The organism is Niveispirillum sp. FG156, from assembly GCF_057809555.1.
In genome coordinates this window covers 1-21,891 of the sequence record NZ_JBMDKE010000037.1, presented here as the reverse complement: position 1 = coordinate 21,891, position 21,891 = coordinate 1, and the positions used below count along the sequence as shown (strand labels likewise).

The following is a 21,891-nucleotide window of genomic DNA, read 5'->3' as shown; positions in this document are numbered from 1 at the left end:
CCTCTCAAGGCCTTCACATCATGAGCAAACCCGCCTTCCTCGGCATCGACTGGGGAACGACGAACCGGCGCGTCCATGTTCTGGACGCGGATGGTTCCCTGTTGGCCGCAGAAGCTGATGACAAGGGCGTGTTGTCCCTGACGCGTGAGCAGTTCCCGGCGGAGATCGCGGCCTTGCGTGCCCGGTTCGGTGACCTGCCCGTGATCGCGGGCGGCATGGTGGGATCGGCACGGGGCTGGGCCGATTTGCCCTATCTTCCCTGTCCGGTCACGTTGTCCGACCTCGCGTCGCGACTGCATTGGATGGAACCGAGACGAACGGTCATCGTGCCGGGCGTCGCGGTCGCCGATCCGGCCCGACCGGAAGTGATGCGGGGGGAGGAGGTGCAGGTTCTGGGTGCCCTCCAGGCGGGCTTGGTGCCCCCCGATGCCCTGCTGTGCCAGCCGGGAACCCATTGCAAATGGGCGACCCTGTCGGATGGGGCGCTGACTGGTTTCCGCACCGCGATGACGGGCGAACTGTTCGCGCTGCTGCGCCGCCACAGCCTATTGTCGGGCCTGCTGGACGGGCCGGTGCAGCCGGGGGCGGATTTCGATGCCGGGCTGGCGCTGGCGGTGAAGGGCGCGCCGTTGGGCCGGCTGTTCGGGGAACGCGCTGCCACCCTGCTGGGCTTGCGGCAGCCGGAGCCAGTGGCGGCGCGGGTCAGCGGGTTGCTAATCGGTGGCGATGTGGCGGAACAGGGACTGACCCCCGGCCAGCCGGTGTATCTGCTGGCCGATGGGCCGCTCGCCCAACTCTATGCTGCGGCGATCAAGGCGGCGGGCGGTGTCGTTCACCCGGTTTCCAGCCAGACCGCGTTCCTGGCCGGCATCACTTCCATCTGGAGCATGGTTCGATGAGTGCGCGTGAGATCCTGGCCCAGGCGATGGGGCAATGTCCGCTGGTCGCCATCCTGCGGGGCATCACGCCGGATGAGGTGGAGGCAGTGGGCGACGTGCTGGCCGAAGCAGGCTTCGTAATGATCGAGGTGCCGCTGAATTCCCCCGATCCACTGCGCAGCATCGAACGACTGGCCAAGCGCCTGGGTGATCGGGTGCTGGTCGGGGCTGGCACTGTGCTGACGGCGGCGCAGGTGGCGGCGGTGCGTGATGCCGGCGGACGCCTGATCGTGTCGCCCAACGCGGATCCCGCCGTTATCCGTGCCAGCGTGGCGGCGGACATGGTGTCGCTGCCGGGCTTTCTCACCCCGTCAGAGGCGATGGTCGCCATTGCCGCCGGTGCCACGGGGCTGAAGCTGTTCCCGGCGGAGGTGGCCTCGCCCCGCTTCCTGGCGGCACAACGGACGGTGCTGCCTCCGGACATGCCGGTGCTGGCCGTGGGCGGCATCACGCCTGAGAGCCTGCGTGACTGGCGCCCCATGGCCGACGGCTTCGGCTTGGGCTCCGCCCTCTACCGCCCTGGCATGGGGGCGACGGCGGTGGGGCAGACGGCACGCCGTTTCACTGCGGAAATTTCGTGCCATCTGCAATGATGATCGTGGCATGTGGGGACAGGGTTGAATAGTGCTGGTCCCCGGTGAGGGGACAGTTCTGGCTCGGCGTTAAGCGAGTTCACGCCGCCAGACACAGCCTGTCCGCCTCCGACCGGCGCCCATCGATCGGAGGCTGTGCGCAAAGAATCCCGGTGCAGCCAACCGGCTGATCAATAGCGTTCGCCGATCAATTCCTCGCTTTTGAGCCACAGCGCCTTCGCCGTTTCCGCGTCGATGGCGTATTCGCGAACGCCCTTGCGCACGCCATCGCCATGTGCCAGCGGGGCGACGTTGCAATCCTCGCAGTAACGTCCGCCGATAGTTTCACCGTCGGCGACGACGGAAGCCCAGACGGAGGTCGCGGCGGCCTGTGCGATTGTCTTCAACTTGAAGGCGGGGGCGCCGGTTTCGGCCTTGGCGACGGCGTTGATGCGGGCCACCAGCGCGTCCATATCCTCCTGCGATACGCTGCGCTTCAGGCCGGTTTCGGCGCCGCCGGGATGGACCGATGCGGCCCGGATGCCGCGATGTTTCCAGCGCCGGTCCAGTTCGACGGCGAACAGGGCATTTGCCGTCTTCGACCGGCCATAGGCGATCCAGGCATCGTAATCCGTGCGCTCGAAGTTCGGGTCGTCCAAGTCGACGTCGGAGAAGCGGTGCGCCGCCGATGACAGAACCACCACGCGGCCACCGTCACGGATCACGGGTGCGATCCGGTTGATGAAAGCGAAATGGCCCAGGTGATTGGTGCCGAATTGCAGCTCGAACCCGTCTGCGGTGCGACCGAAAGGGGTGGCCATGATGGCGGCGTTGGCGATCACGGCGTCGAAAACGCGGCCATCGGCGATCAGGGCATCCGCCGCCGCGCGCGCACTGGTCAGCGAGGCAAGATCGAGGGTGACCAGAGAGAACTGGCCACCACCCGCAACCGCTGCCGCCCGGACCCCATCGCAGGCCTGTTCGGCGCGGGCAAGGTCGCGCACGGCGCCCACAACCTCCGCCCCATGCGCCACCAGCGCGCGGGCGGTTTCCAGACCCAGGCCGGAGGAGGTGCCGGTGACGAGAATGCGCTTGCCTGAAAGTGTCAGGCCGGCCAGGACGTCGTCGGTCGTGGTCGTTACATCGAATTGGGTCATTGACGTTTCCTCATGTCTCAGGGAATGCTGTCTCCCTGTCCTGGCCATGATATCTGGCCCTCCCTGAAACCGGCTGCCCGATCCTGGCGATCACTTGCCCAATCCTATCAATCAGCGACGGAACGGAGATGGTCACGCCGATGCATGACATGATGGAGATCATGCGGCACCGGGTGCTGCGGCACGCGACCTCGCCGTGCACCGAGACGCCGATCCCCCGGCTGACATTGAGTGTGTTGAACCGACCCGGCAGCGGTGTCGCCACCATGCTGACCCCTGTCACCTGCCTGATCCTGCGCGGGCGCAAGCAGGTGACGGTGGGGGACACGATGCTGGAATATGACAGCGCCCGTTATTTCGTGGCCTCGCTGGACCTGCCGGCCACGGGCCGGGTGCTGGATGCCAGCCCGGTGGAGCCGTACCTTGCCGTGGGGCTTGAACTGGACCGCGCGGTCCTGGCCGATCTGATTGCCGGTCTGCCGCCGGGACTGGTCAACAACGCGCCCGTTGCGGGGGATCAGCCCTGTTTCGGGGTCAGCGCCGTCACGCCGGACCTGCTGGAGGCCTGGAACTGGTTCTTGTCGCTGCTGGATCAGCCGGAGGATGTGCCGGCCCTGGCGGCGGCCCGCGAACGGGAAATCATTTACCGTCTGCTGCGGGGGCCGCTGGGCGGGCACCTGTGCCAGATCGCACAGGCCGACAGTCGCCTGGCCCGCATCCGCCGGGTGATCGACTGGATCGGCAGCCATTATGAGGAAACGCTGCGCACCGGCATGTTGGCGGAGATTGCGGGCATGAGTGTCGCATCTTTCCACCGGCATTTCCGGGCGGTAACAGCGATGAGCCCGCTGCAATATCAAAAGACCATGCGCCTGCACATGGCGCGGCGCCTGCTGGCATCCGGCATGGAGGCGGGCGAGGCGGCCTATCAGGTCGGCTATGAAAGCGCGTCGCAGTTCAGCCGCGAATATAGCAGGGCCTTCGGCATGCCGCCGTCCCGTGACGTCGAAAGGTTGGTGGGATAGGCTGCCCCTTGTCCGCCCTACCGCACGCCCTTGATGAAGGCCACGCAGAGCGTGCCCAGGGTGATGAAGCCGATCCCCATGGGGAACAGCACGCCATAGGTCCCGACCATGCTGACCATGGCGCCCGCCAGTCCGACGCCCAGTGTCTGGGACAGGGTCGTGGTCATGTTGATGATGCCCAGATCCTTGCCCGCATCATCCTGCGACGGCAGTACCTTGGTGATCAGCACATAATCCACCGATCCGAAGCCGCCGAAGCCGGCCCCGATCAGGAAGGAATAGATGACCATGCCTGCGAAGGTGGGGAAAGCCAGGGGTACCAGGATGGCCCCGACCATCACAGTGGCGCAGATATAGATCAGCGGTCGCGTGACACCCAGTCGGTCGCTCAGCCAGCCGGCCAGGGGTGTGCCGATGGCGGCTCCCGCCATGCCGGCCAGGCCCATGGCCGGCACGTTCTTCACGGCGTCGGCACCCAGGCCGACATAATCCTGCAAGATGTAAAGCAGATAGACCTTCAGCGGGAAAAAGCCCGTCAGCATCAGGAAGCGGCCCAGGAAGGTCCAGCCGAAGGCCGGATATTTCAAGGGATTGACCCAGAAGGTAGAGAGCAGCTTCGACAGGTTGAAGGGCGGCTTCGGCTCCCCAATATTGGACCGGCGGTTCACCACCACAAAGACGCTGATGGCTAGCAGTAAAAGCACGCTGATGACGGCATAGCCCAGCAGCATCCGCTCCGCGAATGCCGCACCGAACACCTGACCGAACAGCACGCCTCCTAGATGGGAAAGCCCGATGGCGGCGGAGAAGATGCCGCGCCGCGCCACCGGCACCCGTTCCGGGATATAGGCGGTGATGGGCGTGAAGACCAGATTGGTGCTGACCTGGATCAACAGCCAATAGATCGCCAGTTCCGTGATGCTGCCGGCCTGCGACAACAGCAGGGCCAGCACGATGGTCGCCCCGGCGCCGCCCAGCATCCACGGGCCCCGCCCGCCGATCCGGCTGCGGGTCCGATCGCTGAGCGCGCCGGCCGCCGGTGCTGTGAACAGCGCGCCGACGGCCCCGATGCCGATCACGAAGGCCAAGCTGCCCGCCGCCCCTGCGGGATCAATCTTCTGGACCTGCAAAGCCAGAAAGACCGATTGCAGGGCCGTCCAGAACAGGAACAGCGACACCGCCGCCAGCCCCAGCGTAAAGAGCAGCCCGAGCAGCCGCTGTTCACGCAGGCTGGGTGTTTTCACCCCCTGGGCGGGGGCATAGGCACCTTGCATGGTCTCTGGATGGGAAGCGGACATTGGCACTCCTTTGCGCGGTCACACGTCGTAAATGTCCGTAGGTCGTGGGTGAGGCGGAGATGAACCCCGACATTCAATGGCACTGTCGCTTGTCGGGGTTCGCTGTCGCTCACCCGCGACCTACGGCGGGTTTGCCTGGAGGGCGACCTATCGTCCGTATCGCTCCAGCAGGTTGAACAGGGTCCGGGCCGGTTGTTCGGATGGCAGGTAATTGATGAACCAGCCCTCATATTCCCCGGCGATGGAACCCTTGAAGCCATGATCGGCCAGCATGCCCAGCAATTCCTTGTAGGGCGTGTTCGGCTCTTCCCCCGCCGCATCGAACATGTGTGCCTTGGCGTGGCAATGCACCGTGTATTTCAGCAGTGGTTCAAAGGTGGAAAGCGGGTTGGTCTGTATCTGCCCCGGCGCGTTCGGCCCCTGCCAGCAGGAGAAGTCGGGAACCAGCCGGAACCAGGGCGAGGCCACGGTCTCCAGCGCTTCTAGATAGTAGGATGGCGGGTGCGGGGCGTGCAGTTCCACGCCCCAGATGACGCCGTATTTCTCCAGCGTCGGCAGCACGGCCTTCACGAATTCGATCAGTTCACCGACCGGTTCGGCATTGAAGGCGGGGCGCATGACCTTGGCGCCCAGATGCGCCGTCAGGGCGATGATCCGCTTGGCGTTGTGGATCAGTTCTTCCCAGGTCTGGGGCCGGTCGCTGCGGATATTCTTGCCGAAATAGCAGCTGAAACAGAAAATCTCCATGTCCAGCGAGGCCACCAGTTCCCGGATGGCCGTCAGGTCATCCAGGTTGGGATTGGGCCAGCCGGGGATATGCTGCTCTGCGATGATCTCCACGCCATCGCAGCCGATCTCGGCGGCTTTGCGGATGGCATCGAAGACGTTCATCTTGCCGGCATGGATGTCGGCGCCGAAGGTGTAGAGGCTGAGGCCGAGTTTCATTTCAACGCATCTCCAGTTCACCGGTCAGCCGGTAGGGCAGCGTGTCGTTGGGGAAGCCGTAGCTGAAGGTCGTGCGCATATCGATATCGACGCCGACCTGGTTGCTGGCGGTCACGATGTCGGCCAGTGCCGCGTCGGTCAGCAGCACTTCTGCCACCTCGCCCATGCCCCACCAGATTTCATGCAGATATTTGGCATAGGCGACAGGGACCTTCTGCCCGCGCAGGGCGATAAAGGTGTCCGCCTCCGCCACCACATGGCCGTTCACGCTGATCTTGATGAAGGATACTGTGGACAGATAGGTGCCCGTGTACCAGGGATTGCGGATCAGCAGACGCCAGCCGTCGGGCGTCCTTTCAATGGCATTGTCGGCGAACAGGTCGCGCTGACCCACGCGGGAAAAGACGACGATCCCCTGTTTGGCCCTGTCGGCCTGGTTCCGGTTCGTCCGTTGCAACTCGTTGCTCATCGAGCGTGTCTCCTCGGCATGATCTACGGTTCTCCAACCTGCGGGGGCAGGGCATGGGGGCGCTGGAGATAAGGGGAAATCAGGGGGAACCGGCGGGAGGCGCTGATCGGCCACTGCCCCCGATGGGAACAGTGTCGCATGCAACCATGTTGATGATGAACAGGTACCGCCCCGCTGACCAGAGGCAATACATGCCCTGGTATGTATTCGGGGAACGGATCGTATCATCGCCGCCGGGCAGCCATCCCGTGCGTTCGCTTCATCCTCTGAATAGCAGGCTTTTCACTGGCATGCAAGGGCTCTCGTAAGCGGGCGGACAAGATAGGGGACAGGTCTGTTCGCTGATGGCCGATGATGAGTACGGCAGAAGTCCTAGACTTAATGGGGACGCGATGCCGTTGCGGCCTGTGGCGGCACAGGCCGCGCAACTCTTTCTTCCTCCATCTTGCGTCTGGTGTGTGGGGGATTTGGGGCCAGAACGACGGAGAAATACCGCAAACTAGAATTCTTGCATTCTAGCTTGCGGGCTTGTATCACTACCCATGCGGATGCACGGTGCGGGTTCTGGACCCCATGACGGACGTGCCGGTCCTGACAGGCTGGCCGGCGCAGCGCCTGCAATCCGTTTCCCGATCAGATGGCATCGAACGCCCCGGCGCGGCGTCAGGCGTTGCGCCAAAATCCGAAGATGGCAGGAGAGATGTGATGCGGCGGCTACGCATGGGACTGATCGGCGGCGGGGCGGGTGCCTTTATCGGCCCGATTCATCGCATCGCCGCCGAGTTGGACCGGGAGATTGAACTGGTTGCCGGCGCATTCAGCAGTGATCCCGCCCGGTCGCGTCAGGCCGGCGACATCTATCGTATCGATCCCAAGCGGGCCTATCCCGATGTCGCAACGATGCTGGCGACGGAGGCGGGCCGTGATGACGGGATCGATTTCGTCACCATCGCGTCGCCCAACCACCATCATTTCACGGCGGCGCGCATGGCGCTGCGGGCGGGTGTGGCGGTGATGTGCGACAAGCCGGCGACGGCCACCCTGGCGGAGGCCAAGGAACTGGCCGCCATCATCGCCCGCACGCGCCGGCTTTATGGCCTGACCTACACCTATTCGGGATATCCGTTAGTGCGCGACGCGCGGGCGCGGGTAGCGTCTGGTGCGCTGGGGGCCGTGCGCAAGGTGGTGGTGGAATATCCGCAAGGCTGGCTGGCCAGCGCTGCGGAGGGCAAACAGGCGCTGTGGCGCACCGATCCGGCCCAGGCGGGTGAAGGCGGGGCCATTGCCGATATCGGCGTGCATGCCTTTCATCTGGCGGAATTCGTGACGGGACTGCGGGTTACGCAATTGCTGGCCGATCTTGCCGCCATGGTGCCGGGCCGTGCGCTGGATGATGATTGTCAGGTGCTGCTGCGTTTCAATAACGGCGCGCGTGGCGTGCTGCTGGCCTCCCAGATCATGGTGGGGGAGCGCAACGGGCTGCGCCTGCGCGTCTATGGTGACAAAGCGGGCCTGGATTGGAGCCAGGAACAGCCGAACATGCTGATCTGGCGGCACGGCGACGGGCGGACGGAGATCATCCAGGCGGGCGATGCCAGCCTAGGTCCCGATGCGTGCCGGGCCACCCGCACACCTGGCGGCCATCCGGAAGGATATCTGGAGGCCTTCGCCAACCTCTATCGTGACTTCGCCCGGCAATTGCGGGGGGAGAAGGAGGGCAGCTTGCTGCCCGGTATCGATGACGGGCTGCGCAGCATGGCCTTCATCCATCTGGCCGTCACCGCCAGCCGGGCCGGGGCCGGCTGGGTCGAATTCGAGGTGTAGAGATGCGCACGATCAAGGGACCCACCATTTTCCTGGCGCAGGTCGCGGGCGACAAAGCCCCGTTCAACTCGCTTGACGCCATCGCTGGCTGGACGACCGCAGTGGGCTGCAAGGGCGTGCCCTTCATTGATCGGCATATCATCCGCGTCACCGAACACGCTTTCGACGATTTCGCCGCTGGCGGTGCCGACCTGGCACTGAACGCGCGGGTCATGGGCATCAATGGATCGGAAAGATCAAAGAATGGCTGATTTTGACTATATCGTGGTGGGGGCTGGGTCGGCGGGCTGCGTGGTGGCACGGCGGCTCAGCGATGATCCCGCCAACCGGGTTCTGCTGGTGGAGGCCGGCGGCACGAACCAGAGCGTGTTCATCAAGATGGCCGCCGGCTTCGCGAAGATCATGGGCAATCCGGACTATTACTGGTCCTTCCCCGTGGTGCCGCAGCCGGGGCGTCGACCGGAACGGCACAGCTATGGGCGCGGTCTCGGCGGCTCCTCTGCCGTCAACGGAACCTGGTATCTGCGCGGACAGCCGCGCGATTTCGACGTCTGGCGCGACGCGGGCCTCCCCTCCTGGGGCTGGACGGCGATCCGCAAGGCCTATCGCCAGATCGAGGATTATCAGGCCGCCGGCGCCGACAGCTCACGCGGCCTGGAAGGCCCACAGCAGATCACCCAGGCCACATATCGCGGGCCGGTTTTCGATGCCATCGTCGGCGCCTGCCGGGAAATGGGAATCCCCTGGACGGAGGATATCTGCGCCCCGGCCTTGGAAGGGGTTGGGCGCACGCAATATACCGTGAACCGCAGTGGACAACGGGCTTCGGCCTATGAATCGTTCCTGGCCCCTGTGCGCAACCGGCCCAACCTGTCGATCGTCACCGATTGCCTGGTGAAACGGGTGGTGGTCGAGGGAGGGCGGGCGATCGCCATCGAATGCGAGCGGGGCGGGGAAACCCTGCGCCATACGGCCGGCCGGGATATCGTGCTGTCCGCCGGCGTCTATCGTTCCCCCCAGCTTCTGATGCTGTCGGGCATCGGGCCGGGTGCGCATCTGGCGCAGCAGGGTATCCAGGTCCTGCGCGACCTGCCGGCGGTGGGGGAGAATTGGTGCGACCATCAGAAGATGGGCATCTCCTACGATCTGCGCAACCATCCGGGCCTGAACCGGGAATTTCGGGGCTGGCGGCTGCCGCGCAATGCCCTGCGCTATTTCCTGACAGGCACGGGGCCACTGGCGCGGGTCGGCATGCCGGTCACGGCCCTGGTGTCGGGGGAGGGGGCGCCCGCCGACTGGCCCGACATGCAGCTTGCCGCCTCTCCCTTCGCCATGCGCACCGTCAAGGAAATGGCCGCCAATCCCGGCAGCCCGATTTCCGACAGGCCGGGCATCACCTTCGCGGGCTTTCATCTGCGGCCCAAGGGGCGCGGGACCGTGCGGCTGGCCAGCGCCGATTTCCGCGACGCCCCCGTCATCGATCCGCGCTTCTGGCAGGAGGAAGAGGATCAGCGCAAGGCGCTGGAACTGTTCCGCCTGCTGCGCCGGATGGCGGGGTCCAAGGCCCTAGCGCGCTTCGTGGGGGAGGAGCGGCAGCCCGGTTTGGCCCTTCAAACCGATGCGGAGATATTGGCCGAACTGCGCGGCATGACCGATCCGGGCCTGCATGGCACCGGCACCTGTTCCATGGGCACCGATCCTGCCACATCCGTTGTGGATGATGCCTGTCGCGTGCATGGGGTTGAGGGGCTGCGGGTTGTCGATTGCTCCATCATGCCCACGCCTGTGTCGGGCAATACCAACGGCCCGGCCATGGCCATCGGCCAACGGGCGGCGGAACTGATCCTGCGGCGGGGATGATGTGCAAACGGCCCGCGATGTTCATCGCGGGCCGTTTTCCTTCTTGGGAACTGCGATCAGACCAAACCGATCCAGCGGCCCGCGAAGATGGCCCCGGTCCAGAACAGCAGCGACAGGCCCCCGGCGATACGGGCACCCACCGGCGGCTGCCTTGCATGGTCCCAATCCGCGACGCGCCGCCAGACCGTGGCGTGAAAGACCGCCATGTTGATGCCGGCCAGCAGCAGCATGAGCATCTTGCCCTTGAACGGCCCCTTCCCGACATAGTCGACCGCATGGCCGCTGAACAGCAGCAGGCCCGTCAGAACCGCCAGGGCGAAGGCGGCCCAGGTGAAGGGCAGCATCTCGCGAGCCAGATGCTGGACACCGCGCCGGTGTGCGACAAGGCCCAGCAGGCGCAGATCGACAATGGCGATAGTGCCCAGGACCAGGGCGACCGCGACGACATGCAGCGCCGCGACGCCGGGCAAGGCCAGCGCGCTGTCGCGCATGAACTGCCCGATCATTGAGGCCTGAACGGCGTGAAGAAAGTCGCTCATGATGCCCCTTTCAAACCGCGTAGGCGACCCAGCGCCCACAGACGATCACGGCGATCCACAGGCCCAGTGACACCCAGGCCAGCGGCTTCGGCAGCCGGGATGCCAGCAGCGTCATGACAATGGCTGTCAGCAGCAGCACCAGCTTCGCCCCGAAGACCGGGTTGCCGAGCAGCCTGTCCGGTCGCGCGACGGCCATGATCAGTCCGGATATCAGTGCTACCGTCAGTGCCCCCCAAAGCCAGGGCCGATAGCGGCGCAGAACCGTACCCACCTCCACATCACCCGCCAGGACACCGGCAAGCCGCAAATTGCTGACCAGTGCTGAACCGATGATGAAGGCGATGGCGATGAGGTGGATGACCAGCAGGGTCGGGATGACCCAGGGTGCGGCCAGCGAGGTCGTGAATTCCATGATCTCCTCCCGGCGACCCGTAGGTCAGGTCGAGGCGCCAGCCGAGCCCTGACAGTATTGCTTTCAAGCCTTTTCTGTCAGGGCTCGCTCCGCTCGACCTGACCTACGGCCACCACCTCAGAACTTGAACCCGGCCCGCACGCCGAAGGTGCGGGGGTCGGAGATCTGGGCTGTGCCATCGGTCATGGCCGGGTAATTGGCCGACAGGGCGACACTGCCCAGGGCGATGTCATTCTCCAGGTTCTTGGCATAGGCCTGGATGTAATAGCGGTCGCCGGGCGCATTGTAGGTCGCCGTCAGGTCTGTGCGCGTGAAGCTGGGCTGACGCAAGAAGTTGCGCAGCGCGGTATTGATCAGGTGATAGCCGCCGCTGATCCGCGACCGCGCGCCCAGCACCAGTGACCCTTCGCCCACCGGCAGCGTGTGGTCATAGCCCAGGGTGGCCGTCCATTTCGGCGACCGGTCCAACTGCTCACCCTTCAGATTGACGCCGGCGGAGACCAGATAATCGGTGTAGCGGGCATCCAGCCAGGCCAGCGACAGGTTGAAGCGGTTGCGCGCATCGGGCTGGGCCAGGGCCTCCAGTTCCACGCCGTCGATCTTCGCCTTGCCGGCATTGCTGGTCACCAGGCACGGCGCGCCACCGCAATAGGTGGCCGAGATCTGGCTGAGCTGCAGGTTGGAATAATCATAGTGGAAATAGGCGCCGGTCAGCCGGACCTTGCGGTTGGCCAGACTGGTCTTCACCCCCGCCTCATAGGCGGTCAGGGTTTCGGGTGAATAGAACAGATCGCTGGCGGGAACCGGCGCATTGCAGTTCACCTGCCCGGCAAGGCAGCCCTCGTTGAAGCCACCGGCCTTGTAGCCCGTGGAGACGGTGCCATAGAGCATCGTATCGTCGGTCAGGTCATAGTCCAGGCCCGCCCGCCAGGTCAGCTTGGTATAGCTGACGGCGGCATTGTTCAGTGAGTCCCGCTGTCCGCGCGGATTGGTGGTTCCGGGCTGGGTGGCGGGTGTGAAATCAAGGGGATCGGTGACATTGGCGTGGTTGATGGTGGCGCCCACGCGAGACTTGTCATCGCTGGTATGGCGCAGGCCGCCCGTGAAACGCAGATCATCGGTCAGGTTGAAGGTCGCCTGCCCGAAGAAGCCCAACGTCTTGGAGATGGTTGGGTCCTGCGGGAAACCATAGACATAGCCACGCTGGCCGGCCGTGAAGCCGCGCGTGCCGAACAGCAGGAATTCCACGCCGGACTGTTCACGGAAATAATAGACCCCACCCTGGGCCAACAGGCGGTCGGTCTGATAGGCGAAGCGCAGCTCATGCGACTGCTGCTCATACTCGCCATCGAACGTGGCTTCCAGCGGTACCCGCACGCCCGGCGGCGGCAGTCCGGGCAGCGCCTGATAGGTCAGACCTACATAGCCGCGCTGTAATTCGTCGCGCGTGAATTCACGGTAGGAGCCGAGGTAGGTGGCGGTCAGGTTCTCGACAATATCGACCTCCAGCTCGCCATGGATGCCCCAGGTGCTGTTATCGGTCGTGGATTTGCGGTTCTGGGTGAAGCCCAGGGTGCGCAGTTCCTTTGACGATTGGTCGGAAAGGCGGATGGGCGTGGCCCCGCGCTGTCCGTTGGGGGCCGCAATGATCGGCATCTGGAAGAAGTTGGACAGGGCCACCCCGGTCTGGGGATTGCCCTTCATCGTGCTGGTGTCGCCCTTTACATAGAGCCGCACCCGTTCCCCGATATCGGCCTTGGCGCTAAGCCGGAAGGACAGGTCCTTCTTGCCGGCATCAAGCGAAGGGGTGGACGCGCCCTCGTACAGGTAGCTATCGCGGTAATTGTAGTTGGCGGCGGCGCGGATGGCGATGTTGTCATCCACGGGCACATTCACCATAGCGGCGGCCTGCAGCGTATCATAGCTGCCATAGGCAAGGTCGCCGGATGCCTGGAACTTATCCTTGGGACGGGCGGAGATCAGGTTGATCAGACCCGCCGTGGTATTGCGTCCGTAAAGCGTGCCCTGCGGGCCGCGCAGCACCTCCACCCGTTCCAGGTCGAAGAAGCTGACCTCTTGTGCTTGTGGCCGCGCGATATAGACGCCATCCACCAGGAAGGCGGCGGACGGGTCGCCCTTCTCGCTGTTATCGGTGCTGGAAACGCCACGGATGGTGATCTGCACGCCGGCACCATTGACGCGGTCGATGGCCAGGTTCGGCACCGCGTCGGCCAGATTGGTCGGGTCGCTGATGCCCTGGTCGCGCAGATTGTCGGCGCTGACGGCGGACACCGACACGGGCGTCTTGGACAACAGCGTCTGCGCACGCACCGCCGTGACCACGATCTCTTCCAGTACGAACTCCTCAAGCCCGGATTTGGCCGGTGCGGGTGTCTGCGCGAAGGCGGTGGTTGCGGTCAGGCCGGTCAGCAGGGCTGTGCCGGCCAGAAGGATTTTCTTCATGAGTACCTCCCCAAGATATTTATTGTCGTCGGTTGGATTATTTCGGCAAGGGCGGGGACGGCTGGCTGAAACCACACCCGGACCCTTGTTGTTCTGATACCAATCCGCCGAAGGTTTGACCTTCGGTGGATTGGAGGCCGCCGACTGGCGGCCCGGCGCTCGTGCGCCGTAAGCCAAGCGCGCGGATGCGCGCGCCCGGCGTTTGAGGGCCGCCTTGATGCTGACTATTGGTCAGCATCAAGGCGGATTGGTATGATTGCGGAAACTTCCGCGTCTGGGCGTGCAACCTCCCTCTCCGGCCCCCGGTGAAGCGTCCGGATGCCGGTTGGTCATGGCTTGATTTTGAAGATTGGGCGGGCTGCGATGGCTGTTTCGCGGCCTGCGGCGGTTTTAGAAGGCTGGTTCCGCGCTGACGCTGTCGGATGCGTATGCGTGGGCGTTGCGGACCAGCCAGGCGACCAATGACACCTCCTCCTGGTTGCGGGGTGCGTAGATCATCACGGTGTCGGGCGACACGGTGGGGTATCCGGCCAACGGGTGCGGTTCGGCCCAGCCTTTGGCGATGGCATCGCCGCGCAGCGGCTCGGGCAGGACGGTATGCAGGCTGCCATCATCCTCCAGATGCACATGGGCGAATTCATGGCCCAGAAGGAAGGCCCGTGGCCGTTCCATGGGCCGCCCTCCGCGCAGGTATAGCCCGACGGTACCGGGCGGGGCGCGCCGGCTACTGCCGGTTTCCACACCGGGCAGGGCCGACAGTGCCGTCAGCAGCGACCGTCCCAGCTGCCGCCGGTCCGTCGGGATCTGGTCGATCTGGCTGTGCGGGGCATGTGGGGTCGTGCGGGGGCGTGGCCCATCGCGGGCGGACAATCCGCCCTCACGCGGGGCAATCATATCCATGGTTCCACCTGTTGATTCGGTGTCGGTTACGGCTGGTGCGCAGCATAGGTGTCAACACTTCCTGCGGCGACTGCTCAGTCGGGCAGGATCACGCATTCCACACGTCCGCCGGGCATGCCGCGCACGCGGATGGTCACAGTGGAGGGGCCGGCTTGTCCGGAGGCGCTCAACGCGCCGCGCACGGCTTCCACATACAGGTTCAGTTGCACCGGCAGATAGCGCCGGTCGAGATAGGCCAGGGCCTTGCCGGCGATGTTGGCGATCTTTTCCGTCATGAACAGGGCAGCCGTTGCCGCGTCCTTCTTCTCGCAGGCGTCCAGCAGGGGCTGGAACCCGTTCTCCAGCGGATAGGGCGGGGGACTGCCCACCACCTCATGCATGCCACGGAACATGGCCAGCCGGTCCAGCAGATCATCGATCATCTGCGTGACATGGCGTCCGCCATGGCGGCAGAGCGTGCTGATCAGCCGCCGGAACGCCAGCCGCCGCCGTGTGGCGCCCCGTGGACTTTGCGCCAGTTCCGGTGCCGCTTCGATCCGGGCGACGGCGCGGCGGACGATGGCCATGTCGGCCTCCGTCAACCGGTCCGCCCCCGCCCGGATGGCCATGGCGGCGTTGAGTGTCAACAAGGAGAAGACCTGTTCCAGATCATCGATGGAATAGCTGACGACCCGTCCCTGCTGGTTGGTTTCCGCCTCGATCAGTCCTTCCTGCTGCAACATGCGCAGCGCCTCGCGCACCGGTCCCCGGCTGGTGTCGAAATCCAGGGCCAGTTGCACCTGGGAAAGGTGCTGCCCGCCCTTCAGCTTGCCGGACAGGATCATCCGGCGTAGCCGCCGATAGACGGCGGTGACATTCTCACGAGACGGGGTTGGGGCGCGTTCATTCATGATGCAAACCATTCTAGCAGTATTTGTCGACAGTGCAACTGCAAACTGTTGACACTTTGATCATCGTCTGCACATTCTACCGGCATAACGATCCAAGCAGGGAGGATGATATGCCGACGGATGCACTTGCCGTCTGGGCGACGATGGAGGCATGCCCCGGGAAGGAAGATGCCGCGCGCGTCTTCCTGACAGAGGCGGCGCGCCGCCTGCAGGCAGAGCCCGGCACCACCAGCTTTCGCGCCATGGACCTGGGCGGTGGCCGCTTCGCCATTTTCAACACCTTCATCGATGAGGATGCCTTCAAGCTGCATGTCGGCGGCGAGGTGGCGCGCTGGGTACAGGACAGCCGCGAGGACCTGTTTACAGAACCCTATGCCATCACGCTCTGCCGCACCTTCGCCGCGAAGGGGGACGTCCCATGAGCGCGGTACCGGATTGTGAGGTCCTGGTTGTCGGTGCCGGTCCCACGGGCCTGATGGCGGCGTGCCTGCTGGTGCGCAGCGGCGTGAAGGTGCGGATCATCGAACGCCGGGTCGAACCCACGCGTGAATCCCGTGCCTTCGCGGTCCAGGCGCGCACCCTGGAACTGATGCAATCCATCGGTCTGGCCGACCGTTTCCTGGCGCGCGGCGTCATTGCCGGTTCGGTGAACCTGCATGTGAAGGGGCCGTTCCGGGGCGGGTTGAATTTCGATCTGGCCCGCACCGCCGATACACCCTTTCCCTTCATCCTGATGATCCCGCAATCGGAGACGGAAACGCTGCTGATCCAGGATCTGGAGGCGCAAGGCGTGCGGGTGGAGCGCGGCAGGCAATTGCTTAATCTGGTGCAGGATCAGGACGGGGTCAGCGCCCATGTCACGGCCCTGGACGGTACGGTCGAGGAAATCCGCAGCACCTACATCGTCGGCGCGGATGGATCGCGCAGCGTGGTGCGCGAGGCGGCGGGCATTGGCTGGGACGGGGAGATGCTGCCGCAGCGTTTCCTGCTGGCCGATTGCAAGGTGGAATGGCCGCTGGACCATCACCGGTTCCGTGTCTTCATCAATGGTCGGCGCATCGGCCTGTTCCTGCCGCTTTACGGTAGCCGGCTGTCACGTGTGATGGCGACCGATCTTTCCGGTGGCTTCGGCGAAGGGGAGGCGGCGCAGCCGCTGCCCCTGGACCTGAAGGAAATGCAGGAAGGCATGTCGGCCGCCATCAACATGCCCATCACGCTCAGCGATCCGGTCTGGATCACCCGCTATCGCGCCCATCACCGGTTCGTGGACCGGTATCGGTCTGGCCGGGCCTTTGTGGCGGGGGATGCCGCCCATATCCATTCGCCGGCGGGCGGGCAGGGGATGAATACCGGCCTTCAGGATGCGGCGAACCTGGCCTGGAAACTGTCCGCCGCCCTGCGTGGCGGCAATGCCGCGCTTCTGGACACCTATGACGGGGAGCGCCGGCCCGTGGGCGAGAAGGTGGTGAAAAGCACAGGCCGCCTGTTCGCCGCCGCTGCCGGTCAGGCGGGGTTCAAGGCGGCGCTGCGCGACCTGATCCTGCCGCTGATGTTGAAGATCATATCGCGCGCGCGGCCCATTCAGACCAAGGCCTTCCGCCGCCTGTCACAGCGCGACATCATCTATCCCGCAGGTACGGCGGCGGTCGCATCTGACAGGGCCGGCTGGAAGAAGGGGCCGGTGCCGGGCGCACGGGCGCCGAACGCCCCCCTGCGGTTGGGGCGGGAGGTTTTCGACCTGCTGGCCGGTTACCGGATGACGGTGCTGGCCCTGTCGCGCAAACCGCTGGACGCACGGCAGATCGAGCATCTGAACCAGTCGCTGGCTGGGATGGTGGCGGACCGGCCCAACCTGTCGGCGCATCTGGTGGCGCGTCAGGATTTCGGCATGGGCCAGGGGGTGGAATTCACCGCCTTGTCGGATGTGTTTGAGCGTTACGGCGTCGATCTCCGGGATGGTCAGGCCCTCTACATCATCCGTCCCGACGGATATGTGGCCTGGCGCAGCCCGACTTTGAACATCCAGGGAGCGGCTTCCTTCCTGGCGGATGTGGCGTAACTTTTCCGATCTGACTGCGGATACACCGCCGGTCGGGGCAGGGTTCACCCCCTGTCCCTGGCCGGCGGTCTTTTTTTGGGGGGAAGTGTGGCGCATAAAAAAGGCGCCCGCCGTTGCCAGCGGGCGCTCAGTCGGGGTGGGAGTCTCCCCGTCCGTCAGAAATTTCCAGGATAGAGGCCGCCGTCCATCTGGATGTTCTGCCCCGTGATGTAGCCGGCATAGCGTCCGCACAGGAACGCGCACATGGCGCCCAGTTCGTCAGGATCGCCCACGCGACCGGCCACATGGTTCTTGGTCAAATGCATCGTGATCGCCTTGGAATGGCGCAAGCGGTTGGTGTCGAACGGGCCGGGCAACAGGTTGTTGATGGTCACACCCTTGCCCGACAGGGACGGAACCAGACCCAGCACGAACCCTGTCAACGCCGCCCGCGCCGCACTGGACAGCCCGATCACGGGGATGGGCACGCGCACGGAGGAGGAGGTGATGTTGACAATGCGGCCATAGCCGCGTTCCGCCATGCCATCCACCGTCAGGCGGATCAGTTCCACCGCCGTCAGCAGATTGGCGTCCAGTGCCTTGATCCAGGTGTCACGGTCCCAATCCCGGAAATCACCGGGCGGTGGGCCGCCATTATTATTGACCAGGATATCCGTCTGCGGGGCCGCCGCGACTACGGCTGCCCGGATTGCCGGGTCGCTGATATCGCCAAGTACGGGGATCACCGTCACGTCCGGCGCTTCCCGCCTGATGTCGGCGGCGGTCGCCAACAGCGTTTCTTCGGTCCTGCCATTGATGACGACATTGGCGCCTTCGCGTGCCAGGGCCATGGCGCAGGCCCGCCCCAGCCCCTGGCTGGCGGCGCAGACAATGGCGCTCTTGGCCTTCAAACCCAGGTCCATGATTTTCCTCTTCCTCAGTCGATCTCGTAATTGCGGCCGAAATCTGGGGGCGGCGGGCCGTCAGCGGACCAGAGGAACATGCCGTCCTGTTTGGTCCATTCAATGGCCTCCCAGTCGCATTGGGCCGGGATATGGTCCATGTCATAGTAATATTCACACATGCCATTCCACGGATCGCGGAAATAATGGAAGTAATTGGACCCGATGGCATGCCGCCCCGGTCCCCAGGCATGTTTGTAACCCTTGGTCTTCAGCTTCACCGCCGCCAGTTCCGCTTCATCGACCGACGCCATTTCGAAACTGGCATGGTGGAAACCGGGGGCCGGCGAATTCAGGAAGCCGATGACATGATGGTCGCTGTCGCCGGCGATCCGCAGGAAGGCGCCATATTCATCCTTCAACGTGTCGGACAGTTTCATGCCCAGCACCTGACAATAGAAGGTCAGCTTGCGCGTCACGTCGGGCGTGAACAGGATCAGGTGGCCCAACCGACGCGGATTGGTGGGCAGCGCCCGGGTCGGGCAGCCACGCGTGCCGGCGCGCGGGTTCAGGCCGGGGCTGTTGATCACCGGTCCCGCTTCCGGTGCGCGCCCGGCATTGTCCGCGACCTGCACATTCACCAGATGCGCATCCGGGTCCAGGAACCACAAGCCCTCTGCGGCACCGGCGAAGGGGCGGGGCAGCAACTGCACCCCGCGCACATGCAGGCGACCGGCGATGGCTTCCAGCCCCGCTGCGTCCGTGCCAAAAGAGACATGGTGGAAGCGCCGTGATTGCCCCGTCTCCACCAGCACAATTTGGTCCTGTGCCCGCCCCTTGCAGCGAAAGGCCAGATGGTCGGCGCGGTTTTCCACCGACAGGCCGAAGGTTTCATAGAAGTCGGCACCGGGTGCCAGGTCCGGCACGCCCAGGGCCAGATGTTGCAAGCCGTTGATCATCTTGGCACTCCTCCTCCCGTTTTATCGTTGCCCCGGCACCTTTCAGGCACCGAGCCGGCCTGCCAGCCGGGCCACAGTCTCTCCCTGGTGGCGGGCACCTTCCAGTTCGGTTTCCGACGGAAGCCGCTCACCCTTCATGCCGCTGACGGTGCTGGCGCCATAGGGGGAGCCGCCCGTCACCTCATCAATGCGCATCTGCCCCTGATGCGAATAGGGCAAACCACACACCAGCATGCCATGGTGCAGCAGATTGGTGATGATGGAGAAGAGGGTCGTTTCCTGTCCGCCATGCTGGGTGGCGGTGGAGGTGAAGGCCGCCCCGATCTTGCCGCGCAGGGCGCCTGAGTACCAGAGCGGACCCGTGCGGTCCCAGAAGGCGGCCATCTGGCTGGCAATGCGACCGAAGCGGGTGGGGGAGCCGACGATGATGGCGTCATACTCGCCCAACTCTTCCACGGTCGCGACGGGAGCCTTCTGGTCCAGCTTGAAATGGGCGGCCTTGGCCACCTCCTCCGGTGCGGTTTCCGGCACGCGCTTCACCACGGCGTCGGCACCGGTGCGGCGGGCACCGTCTGCCATCGCCTCGGCCATGATCTCCATATGGCCATAGGCGGAGTAATAAAGGACGAGAACCTTCGTCATTGTGCTGTTCCTTGTTCAGGCCGTCTGATGCCGGGCAGTGGCGATGCCCATGCCGGCATTCCATTGCGGGATGTCGCGATAGAAAATCTGCTGATGGTCGAAGGGACCCGTGGCGGCCATGGCGGCATAGGCGGCGACCCAGTTGCGCACCTCGTGCCCGCCGCACCCGGCCAGCCGGGTCAGTTCCGCCTCGCCCAGGGTGGCGATGCTGTCGAAATCCAGCGTCGCCATCTGCTCCATGAAGGCGCGATCCCAGTCGGGGTTCAGCGGTGTGGCCCTTCCTTCGCCGCGTGCCAGCTTGCGCGCTGTTTCGTAATTGGCCTGCTCACGCGCACGCCGCGCCTCCATGGGCGGGTTGCGGCCAGCGATCAGCATTTCGGCGACGGGCGGTGGGGCCGTCTGGATGCTGGGGATAGGCGGATCATGCGACAGGCCGCCCGAGCCCAGGATCAGCACCCGCCTGTTCAGGCCCGACAGCCAGCGCCCCACCTCCGTCCCCAGTCGCCGTACCTGCCGGAAGGAGGGCAGGGGCGGGCCGGAACAGTTGATATGGATGGGCAGCACCGGGTAGCGCCCCACATTGCCGGTCAGCAGGACCAGCAATTGTGCGAAGCCATGGTCCAGCTGCGCGCGGTAGGACATGGCGGCATCGACATCGGATGCATGCAGGGCGCGCACGCAATCCAGCGCCAGATCCTCCGGCACGTTGAACGCATCGCCCATGCCGCCGATATCATAATCACCGATGGCCGTGGCGCGGATGCCGACCGTGAAGGGCGGCAGCATGTCGTAAAAGAAGCCTTTGAAATGGTCAGGTGCGAATTCGACGATCAGTTCGGGGTCGAATTCCGTCACCTCCGCCGCCAGCGCGGCGAAGTGGCGCCGCACATCGGCATCCACCTGCGGATCGGCATCCACATGGTCCATCAGGGGTGTGTGCGAGGCGCAGATCATGCGCACATTCGGTGACGACATGGACGCCCCCATCAGGTGGCGGGCCGGCGGGAGGCCGGCGCGTGCTTTGCCAGGAATTCCAGGTGCAGGCGGTTGAACTCATCCGCCTTCTCCCATTGCGGCCAGTGGGCGCAATCATCCATGATCACCAGATGCGCATCGGGGATGGCGCGCGCGAAACGTTCGCCGGTCGCCACGGGCGCCGTGGGGTCATGGTCGGTCCAGATGACCAGGGTCGGCGCCTTCACCCCCGTCAGGCTTTCATCCGTCAGCACGTTGCGCATGCGGATATCCATGTTCTGCAGGCACAGGATATGTTCCATGGCGCGCAGGAACCCGGGCTGAGTGTAGATAGCGAAGCGCAGCTCGACCAGATCATCGGTGACGCGCTTTGGATCGTGCATCAGCCATTCCAGGCGGGCGCGGACGGTGGCGGGGCTGGCCTCCGCCACGGCTTTCATGGTGACGTTGTAGACGCGTTGCATGACGGCGGGATCGGTATTCAGGCCACCGGCCGTGTTCAGCGTCAGGGTCGCCACCCGGTCGGGATGGTCGATGGCGAATTGCGCCGCGATCCAGCCGCCCAGCGATTCCCCATGGACATGGATGCGGGCCAGGCCCAGCGCATCGCAGAAATCCAGCAGATGCTGAACATAATGGCGGATTTCATAATCATGGTCGGGCTTGTCGCTATAGCCGTGGCCGATCATGTCCAGCGCGATGGTGCGGTATTGTTCAGCGTGCGGCAGCAGGTTGCGTGTAAACGCCTCCAGATGGCCGCCCGTGCCGGGGATGAAGACCACCGCCTCATCGGCGCCGGCGTCCCCCGCCTCCACATAGCGCGTGCGGATCGGGCCAGCCTGGACATATCCCAGGCGGATGCTGCCGCGTGCGATTTCGGGCCAAAGATGCATGGGTTCCTCCCGTCATTTGTTACACGCTAGCATGCTAGTTTTGGATGTGCTTGTCACCGAATTTTTTAGGAGGCAGAGAAGATCGATAGTATGTCATTATATATCAAATAGTTAGCAAAATTACGTTGCGGTAAATCCGCAGGTCGGATGCGAGGTGGTCAATCCCGACCGTGACCAGATCGCTGATTTC

Annotated in this window: 22 protein-coding genes; 8 read left to right on the top strand and 14 right to left on the bottom strand. The window is 64.6% G+C overall.

Going from position 1 to position 21,891, the window contains the following annotated elements; translation table 11 throughout:
* The first annotated feature begins 20 nt into the window (after positions 1-20).
* Together ACODSP_RS21275 and ACODSP_RS21270 are read left to right on the top strand one after the other, a co-directional pair.
* On the top strand, positions 21-899 hold the full coding sequence (locus ACODSP_RS21275) for a 2-dehydro-3-deoxygalactonokinase (protein WP_488967547.1): 879 nt from the start codon (positions 21-23) through the stop codon (positions 897-899).
* Positions 896-1,531: a 2-dehydro-3-deoxy-6-phosphogalactonate aldolase gene (locus ACODSP_RS21270; protein ID WP_488967546.1), complete on the top strand. Its 636-nt coding sequence runs from the start codon at positions 896-898 to the stop codon at positions 1,529-1,531. The genes ACODSP_RS21275 and ACODSP_RS21270 overlap by 4 nt, the downstream gene beginning before the upstream one ends.
* A 170-nt stretch (positions 1,532-1,701) precedes the next feature.
* On the opposite strand, the gene ACODSP_RS21265 is transcribed toward ACODSP_RS21270, so the two are convergent.
* Complete coding sequence (locus ACODSP_RS21265; RefSeq protein ID WP_488967545.1) at positions 1,702-2,667, bottom strand: SDR family NAD(P)-dependent oxidoreductase; 966 nt, start codon at positions 2,665-2,667, stop codon at positions 1,702-1,704.
* A 128-nt stretch (positions 2,668-2,795) separates the two neighbouring features.
* On the opposite strand from ACODSP_RS21265, the gene ACODSP_RS21260 reads away from it, so the two are divergent.
* Positions 2,796-3,692 (top strand): AraC family transcriptional regulator, encoded by an 897-nt coding sequence (locus ACODSP_RS21260; RefSeq protein ID WP_488967544.1) that lies wholly within the window; start codon positions 2,796-2,798, stop codon positions 3,690-3,692.
* A gap of 17 nt (positions 3,693-3,709) precedes the next feature.
* Here ACODSP_RS21260 and ACODSP_RS21255 read toward each other — a convergent pair whose 3' ends face one another.
* The 3 genes from ACODSP_RS21255 to ACODSP_RS21245 form a co-directional block, all read right to left on the bottom strand.
* Positions 3,710-4,990: an MFS transporter gene (locus tag ACODSP_RS21255; RefSeq protein WP_488967543.1), complete on the bottom strand. Its 1,281-nt coding sequence runs from the start codon at positions 4,988-4,990 to the stop codon at positions 3,710-3,712.
* A gap of 147 nt (positions 4,991-5,137) precedes the next feature.
* Positions 5,138-5,935, bottom strand: coding sequence for a sugar phosphate isomerase/epimerase family protein (locus tag ACODSP_RS21250; RefSeq protein ID WP_488967542.1), 798 nt, complete (start codon positions 5,933-5,935; stop codon positions 5,138-5,140).
* A 1-nt stretch (position 5,936) separates the two neighbouring features.
* Complete coding sequence (locus tag ACODSP_RS21245) at positions 5,937-6,404, bottom strand: C-glycoside deglycosidase beta subunit domain-containing protein (protein WP_488967541.1); 468 nt, start codon at positions 6,402-6,404, stop codon at positions 5,937-5,939.
* Between the two features lie 705 nt (positions 6,405-7,109).
* Between ACODSP_RS21245 and ACODSP_RS21240 the strand changes: the two genes are divergently transcribed.
* The 3 genes from ACODSP_RS21240 to ACODSP_RS21230 are packed head-to-tail and all read left to right on the top strand — an operon-like array spanning position 7,110 to position 10,088.
* Positions 7,110-8,228: a Gfo/Idh/MocA family protein gene (locus ACODSP_RS21240; RefSeq protein ID WP_488967540.1), complete on the top strand. Its 1,119-nt coding sequence runs from the start codon at positions 7,110-7,112 to the stop codon at positions 8,226-8,228.
* Positions 8,229-8,230: 2 nt separating this feature from the next.
* On the top strand, positions 8,231-8,479 hold the full coding sequence (locus ACODSP_RS21235; RefSeq protein WP_488967539.1) for a hypothetical protein: 249 nt from the start codon (positions 8,231-8,233) through the stop codon (positions 8,477-8,479).
* The gene (locus ACODSP_RS21230; protein WP_488967538.1) at positions 8,472-10,088 is read left to right on the top strand and encodes a GMC family oxidoreductase; all 1,617 of its coding nucleotides are present in this window, start codon (positions 8,472-8,474) and stop codon (positions 10,086-10,088) included. Before ACODSP_RS21235 ends, ACODSP_RS21230 begins: the two co-directional genes overlap by 8 nt.
* Positions 10,089-10,144: 56 nt before the next feature.
* Here ACODSP_RS21230 and ACODSP_RS21225 read toward each other — a convergent pair whose 3' ends face one another.
* The 5 genes from ACODSP_RS21225 to ACODSP_RS21205 all read right to left on the bottom strand — a co-directional run bounded on the left by ACODSP_RS21225 (position 10,145) and on the right by ACODSP_RS21205 (position 15,292).
* On the bottom strand, positions 10,145-10,627 hold the full coding sequence (locus ACODSP_RS21225) for a DUF6644 family protein (RefSeq protein WP_488967537.1): 483 nt from the start codon (positions 10,625-10,627) through the stop codon (positions 10,145-10,147).
* 10 nt (positions 10,628-10,637) lie between these two features.
* A complete protein-coding gene (locus ACODSP_RS21220) occupies positions 10,638-11,039 on the bottom strand; it encodes a DUF6644 family protein (RefSeq protein WP_488967536.1) in 402 nt (133 codons plus the stop codon).
* A 117-nt stretch (positions 11,040-11,156) separates the two neighbouring features.
* Positions 11,157-13,502: a TonB-dependent receptor gene (locus ACODSP_RS21215; protein WP_488967535.1), complete on the bottom strand. Its 2,346-nt coding sequence runs from the start codon at positions 13,500-13,502 to the stop codon at positions 11,157-11,159.
* A 390-nt stretch (positions 13,503-13,892) separates the two neighbouring features.
* Positions 13,893-14,402: a luciferase domain-containing protein gene (locus ACODSP_RS21210; RefSeq protein WP_488967534.1), complete on the bottom strand. Its 510-nt coding sequence runs from the start codon at positions 14,400-14,402 to the stop codon at positions 13,893-13,895.
* Positions 14,403-14,476: 74 nt separating this feature from the next.
* The gene (locus ACODSP_RS21205; RefSeq protein ID WP_488967533.1) at positions 14,477-15,292 is read right to left on the bottom strand and encodes a GntR family transcriptional regulator; all 816 of its coding nucleotides are present in this window, start codon (positions 15,290-15,292) and stop codon (positions 14,477-14,479) included.
* A gap of 110 nt (positions 15,293-15,402) precedes the next feature.
* Here ACODSP_RS21205 and ACODSP_RS21200 point away from each other — a divergent pair, with 110 nt between their 5' ends.
* Both ACODSP_RS21200 and ACODSP_RS21195 read left to right on the top strand, forming a co-directional pair.
* A complete protein-coding gene (locus tag ACODSP_RS21200) occupies positions 15,403-15,714 on the top strand; it encodes a putative quinol monooxygenase (protein WP_488967532.1) in 312 nt (103 codons plus the stop codon).
* A complete protein-coding gene (locus tag ACODSP_RS21195) occupies positions 15,711-17,351 on the top strand; it encodes an FAD-dependent monooxygenase (protein WP_488967531.1) in 1,641 nt (546 codons plus the stop codon). The genes ACODSP_RS21200 and ACODSP_RS21195 overlap by 4 nt, the downstream gene beginning before the upstream one ends.
* A 155-nt stretch (positions 17,352-17,506) precedes the next feature.
* On the opposite strand, the gene ACODSP_RS21190 is transcribed toward ACODSP_RS21195, so the two are convergent.
* From ACODSP_RS21190 to ACODSP_RS21170, 5 genes are read right to left on the bottom strand one after another with little or no spacing between them, the layout of a single operon-like run.
* A complete protein-coding gene (locus tag ACODSP_RS21190) occupies positions 17,507-18,253 on the bottom strand; it encodes an SDR family oxidoreductase (protein WP_488967530.1) in 747 nt (248 codons plus the stop codon).
* Positions 18,254-18,267: 14 nt separating this feature from the next.
* Positions 18,268-19,191 carry a VOC family protein gene (locus tag ACODSP_RS21185; RefSeq protein ID WP_488967529.1) on the bottom strand — a complete coding sequence of 308 codons (924 nt, stop codon included), beginning with the start codon at positions 19,189-19,191 and terminating at the stop codon, positions 18,268-18,270.
* Positions 19,192-19,233: 42 nt separating this feature from the next.
* The gene (gene wrbA, locus ACODSP_RS21180; protein ID WP_488967528.1) at positions 19,234-19,833 is read right to left on the bottom strand and encodes an NAD(P)H:quinone oxidoreductase; all 600 of its coding nucleotides are present in this window, start codon (positions 19,831-19,833) and stop codon (positions 19,234-19,236) included.
* A gap of 15 nt (positions 19,834-19,848) precedes the next feature.
* Positions 19,849-20,808 (bottom strand): 3-carboxyethylcatechol 2,3-dioxygenase, encoded by a 960-nt coding sequence (locus tag ACODSP_RS21175; RefSeq protein WP_488967527.1) that lies wholly within the window; start codon positions 20,806-20,808, stop codon positions 19,849-19,851.
* Positions 20,809-20,819: 11 nt separating this feature from the next.
* Entirely contained in the window at positions 20,820-21,701 is an 882-nt protein-coding gene (locus tag ACODSP_RS21170; RefSeq protein ID WP_488967526.1) for an alpha/beta fold hydrolase, read from the bottom strand.
* Positions 21,702-21,891 lie beyond the last annotated feature (190 nt).

Bases quoted from the DNA above. Each gene is read 5' to 3' on its own strand.
- ACODSP_RS21275 (WP_488967547.1), top strand. From the start codon at position 21: ATGAGCAAACCCGCCTTCCTCGGCATCGACTGGGGAACGACGAACCGG.
- ACODSP_RS21270 (WP_488967546.1), top strand. From the start codon at position 896: ATGAGTGCGCGTGAGATCCTGGCCCAGGCGATGGGGCAATGTCCGCTG.
- ACODSP_RS21265 (WP_488967545.1), bottom strand. From the start codon at position 2,667: ATGACCCAATTCGATGTAACGACCACGACCGACGACGTCCTGGCCGGC.
- ACODSP_RS21260 (WP_488967544.1), top strand. From the start codon at position 2,796: ATGGTCACGCCGATGCATGACATGATGGAGATCATGCGGCACCGGGTG.
- ACODSP_RS21255 (WP_488967543.1), bottom strand. From the start codon at position 4,990: ATGTCCGCTTCCCATCCAGAGACCATGCAAGGTGCCTATGCCCCCGCC.
- ACODSP_RS21250 (WP_488967542.1), bottom strand. From the start codon at position 5,935: ATGAAACTCGGCCTCAGCCTCTACACCTTCGGCGCCGACATCCATGCC.
- ACODSP_RS21245 (WP_488967541.1), bottom strand. From the start codon at position 6,404: ATGAGCAACGAGTTGCAACGGACGAACCGGAACCAGGCCGACAGGGCC.
- ACODSP_RS21240 (WP_488967540.1), top strand. From the start codon at position 7,110: ATGCGGCGGCTACGCATGGGACTGATCGGCGGCGGGGCGGGTGCCTTT.
- ACODSP_RS21235 (WP_488967539.1), top strand. From the start codon at position 8,231: ATGCGCACGATCAAGGGACCCACCATTTTCCTGGCGCAGGTCGCGGGC.
- ACODSP_RS21230 (WP_488967538.1), top strand. From the start codon at position 8,472: ATGGCTGATTTTGACTATATCGTGGTGGGGGCTGGGTCGGCGGGCTGC.
- ACODSP_RS21225 (WP_488967537.1), bottom strand. From the start codon at position 10,627: ATGAGCGACTTTCTTCACGCCGTTCAGGCCTCAATGATCGGGCAGTTC.
- ACODSP_RS21220 (WP_488967536.1), bottom strand. From the start codon at position 11,039: ATGGAATTCACGACCTCGCTGGCCGCACCCTGGGTCATCCCGACCCTG.
- ACODSP_RS21215 (WP_488967535.1), bottom strand. From the start codon at position 13,502: ATGAAGAAAATCCTTCTGGCCGGCACAGCCCTGCTGACCGGCCTGACC.
- ACODSP_RS21210 (WP_488967534.1), bottom strand. From the start codon at position 14,402: ATGGATATGATTGCCCCGCGTGAGGGCGGATTGTCCGCCCGCGATGGG.
- ACODSP_RS21205 (WP_488967533.1), bottom strand. From the start codon at position 15,292: ATGAATGAACGCGCCCCAACCCCGTCTCGTGAGAATGTCACCGCCGTC.
- ACODSP_RS21200 (WP_488967532.1), top strand. From the start codon at position 15,403: ATGCCGACGGATGCACTTGCCGTCTGGGCGACGATGGAGGCATGCCCC.
- ACODSP_RS21195 (WP_488967531.1), top strand. From the start codon at position 15,711: ATGAGCGCGGTACCGGATTGTGAGGTCCTGGTTGTCGGTGCCGGTCCC.
- ACODSP_RS21190 (WP_488967530.1), bottom strand. From the start codon at position 18,253: ATGGACCTGGGTTTGAAGGCCAAGAGCGCCATTGTCTGCGCCGCCAGC.
- ACODSP_RS21185 (WP_488967529.1), bottom strand. From the start codon at position 19,191: ATGATCAACGGCTTGCAACATCTGGCCCTGGGCGTGCCGGACCTGGCA.
- wrbA (WP_488967528.1), bottom strand. From the start codon at position 19,833: ATGACGAAGGTTCTCGTCCTTTATTACTCCGCCTATGGCCATATGGAG.
- ACODSP_RS21175 (WP_488967527.1), bottom strand. From the start codon at position 20,808: ATGTCGTCACCGAATGTGCGCATGATCTGCGCCTCGCACACACCCCTG.
- ACODSP_RS21170 (WP_488967526.1), bottom strand. From the start codon at position 21,701: ATGCATCTTTGGCCCGAAATCGCACGCGGCAGCATCCGCCTGGGATAT.